Origin of the sequence: Ensifer adhaerens, from assembly GCF_002007205.1 — a bacterium.
GTDB lineage: Bacteria > Pseudomonadota > Alphaproteobacteria > Rhizobiales > Rhizobiaceae > Ensifer > Ensifer adhaerens_D.
This window is the reverse complement of sequence record NZ_LAZS01000015.1, coordinates 2,501-5,897: the sequence shown is the minus strand read 5'-3', so window position 1 is coordinate 5,897 and position 3,397 is coordinate 2,501. Positions and strand designations below refer to the sequence as shown.

Below are 3,397 nucleotides of genomic sequence, written 5' to 3'. Positions count from 1 at the left end.
GGTTGCGGGGGCAGGATTTGAACCTGCGGCCTTCAGGTTATGAGCCTGACGAGCTACCGGGCTGCTCCACCCCGCGCCATCGCGGTAAATCCCTGTGGGATTTATCCGCTTTATCCGGGTTTTGCCGGAGGCAAAATCCCGTTGTTTGTCTGATCTTGTCTATTTTCAGCCTAGCAAAACAAAAGGGCCGCTTAGAGGCGGCCCGTGTTCGGCTGGGCCGAAGTCGAAGAGAAGATGATCGTTTGATTTCCGGATTGTTTATCTTGCGTTTTGCAGACCTGGCAGCGACCTACTCTCCCGCGTCTTAAGACGAAGTACCATCGGCGCTGGGGCGTTTCACGGCCGTGTTCGGAATGGGAACGGGTGCAGCCACCCCGCCAGAACCACCAGGTCGGCAAAGCGCAAGATTTGCGCCTAGCTGAGCGCAAACCGGATGAGAAGCTGGTGAGGTGGTGATGCCACCTCGTTTTGTTTTGAACACGTCGCTCATCATGTGATGAGCATGAGCAATGGGAACGATCAAGCCAATCGAACGATTAGTACTGGTAAGCTTCATGCGTTGCCGCACTTCCACACCCAGCCTATCAACGTGGTCGTCTTCCACGGTTCTCAAGGGAATACTCGTTTTCAGGTTGGTTTCCCGCTTAGATGCCTTCAGCGGTTATCCATTCCATATATAGCTACCCTGCTATGCCCTTGGCAGGACAACAGGTCCACCAGAGATATGTCCATCCCGGTCCTCTCGTACTAGGGACAGATCCTGTCAATATTCCTACACCCACGGCAGATAGGGACCGAACTGTCTCACGACGTTCTGAACCCAGCTCACGTACCGCTTTAATTGGCGAACAGCCAAACCCTTGGGACCTGCTCCAGCCCCAGGATGCGATGAGCCGACATCGAGGTGCCAAACAACCCCGTCGATATGGACTCTTGGGGGTCATCAGCCTGTTATCCCCGGCGTACCTTTTATCCGTTGAGCGATGGCCCTTCCACGCGGGACCACCGGATCACTATGACCGACTTTCGTCTCTGCTCGACTTGTCAGTCTCGCAGTCAGGCGGGCTTATGCCATTGCACTCGACGACCGATTTCCGACCGGTCTGAGCCCACCATCGCGCGCCTCCGTTACTCTTTCGGAGGCGACCGCCCCAGTCAAACTACCCACCATACACTGTCCCGGATCCGGATAACGGACCGCGGTTAGACATCCATGACGATAAGGGTGGTATTTCAAGGATGGCTCCACAAGAACTGGCGTCCCTGCTTCAAAGCCTACCACCTATCCTACACATGCCGACACGAATGCCAGTGTAAAGCTATAGTAAAGGTGCACGGGGTCTTTCCGTCTGACCGCAGGAACCCCGCATCTTCACGGGGAATTCAATTTCACTGAGTCTATGCTGGAGACAGCGGGGAAGTCGTTACGCCATTCGTGCAGGTCGGAACTTACCCGACAAGGAATTTCGCTACCTTAGGACCGTTATAGTTACGGCCGCCGTTTACTGGGGCTTCGATTCAGAGCTTGCACCCCTCCTCTTAACCTTCCAGCACCGGGCAGGCGTCAGACCCTATACGTCGTCTTGCGACTTCGCAGAGCCCTGTGTTTTTGATAAACAGTCGCTACCCCCTGGTCTGTGCCACCCCAACAGACTTGCGTCCAGTGGGGTCACGCTTCTTCCGAAGTTACGCGTGCAATTTGCCGAGTTCCTTCAGCATAGTTCTCTCAAGCGCCTTGGTATACTCTACCTGACCACCTGTGTCGGTTTCGGGTACGGTCTATACGGTGGAGCTATTTCCTGGAACCGCGTCCCCGCCCACACAATCCAATAAGTGTGAACAAGTTAAGCGATCCGTCACTACCACCAGGCCCACGAATATTAACGTGGTTCCCATCGACTACGCGTGTCCGCCTCGTCTTAGGGGCCGGCTAACCCTGCTCAGATTAACTTTAAGCAGGAACCCTTGGTCTTTCGGCGAGAGGGTCTCTCACCCTCTTTATCGTTACTCATGTCAACATTCGCACTTCCGATACCTCCAGGACCCCTCACGGGTATCCCTTCACAGGCTTACGGAACGCTCCGCTACCACACGTCTTGCGACGTATCCTCAGCTTCGGTGCATGGCTTTAGCCCCGTTACATTTTCGGCGCAAAGACCCTTATTTAGACCAGTGAGCTGTTACGCTTTCTTTAAATGATGGCTGCTTCTAAGCCAACATCCTGGTTGTTTTGGGATCCTCACATCCTTTCCCACTTAGCCATGACTTGGGGACCTTAGCTGGAGGTCAGGGTTGTTGCCCTTTTCACGACGGACGTTAGCACCCGCCGTGTGTCTGCCGACTAGTACTCCTCGGTATTCGGAGTTTGGTTAGGATCAGTAAGACGGTGAGTCCCCATAGCCCATCCAGTGCTCTACCCCCGAGGGTATTCGGTCGACGCTCTACCTAAATAGATTTCGCGGAGAACCAGCTATTTCCGAGTTTGATTGGCCTTTCACCCCTAACCACAAGTCATCCCAATCTATTGCAACAGATGCGGGTTCGGTCCTCCAGTTGGTGTTACCCAACCTTCAACCTGCTCATGGCTAGATCACTCGGTTTCGGGTCTAATGCGACGAACTGAACGCCCTGTTCAGACTCGCTTTCGCTGCGCCTTCACCTATCGGCTTAAGCTTGCTCGTCACACTAAGTCGTTGACCCATTATACAAAAGGTACGCTGTCACCCTTGCGGGCTCCAACTGTTTGTAGGCATCCGGTTTCAGGTTCTATTTCACTCCCCTTGTCGGGGTGCTTTTCACCTTTCCCTCACGGTACTTGTTCGCTATCGGTCATGCACGAGTACTTAGGCTTGGAGAGTGGTCTCCCCATGTTCAGACAGGATTTCACGTGTCCCGCCTTACTCAAGGACAATGAGTGTTCTACGTGTAAGGGGCTATCACCCTCTACGGCCGACCTTTCCATGTCGTTCCACTTTATTCCTCATTGCCACTGGCCTGGTCCGCGTTCGCTCGCCACTACTTGCGGAGTCTCGGTTGATGTCCTTTCCTGCAGGTACTTAGATGTTTCAGTTCCCTGCGTTCGCTTCTTACCCCTATGTATTCAGGATAAGATACCTTTAAACAATGCTTGGAAACCTAAGCCGTACCAAAGCACGACTTAAATTTTCCAAGCATTTAAGGTGGGTTCCCCCATTCGGAGATCCATGGATCAAAGCTTATTCGCAGCTCCCCACGGCTTATCGCAGCGTATCACGTCCTTCATCGCCTGTGCATGCCAAGGCATCCACCAAATGCCCTTTTGACACTTGATCGTTCTCATTGCCAATGCTCATCCTTAGTTGGATTTGGCAAACCCATCCTTCTCGCTTGCGCTCGAAGGGGTGCCAAATCAACAGCC

1 tRNA gene and 2 rRNA genes are annotated in these 3,397 nt (G+C 53.5%); all 3 read right to left on the bottom strand.

The features are described from left to right. Positions 1-2: 2 nt before the first annotated feature. The 3 genes from XB14_RS32330 to XB14_RS32320 all read right to left on the bottom strand — a co-directional run bounded on the left by XB14_RS32330 (position 3) and on the right by XB14_RS32320 (position 3,311). Positions 3-76 (bottom strand) — tRNA-Met (locus tag XB14_RS32330). Between the two features lie 200 nt (positions 77-276). Further along, a 5S ribosomal RNA gene (rrf, locus tag XB14_RS32325) occupies positions 277-391 on the bottom strand. A 124-nt stretch (positions 392-515) separates the two neighbouring features. Further along, positions 516-3,311 (bottom strand): 23S ribosomal RNA (locus XB14_RS32320). Between the last annotated feature and the right edge of the window lie 86 nt (positions 3,312-3,397).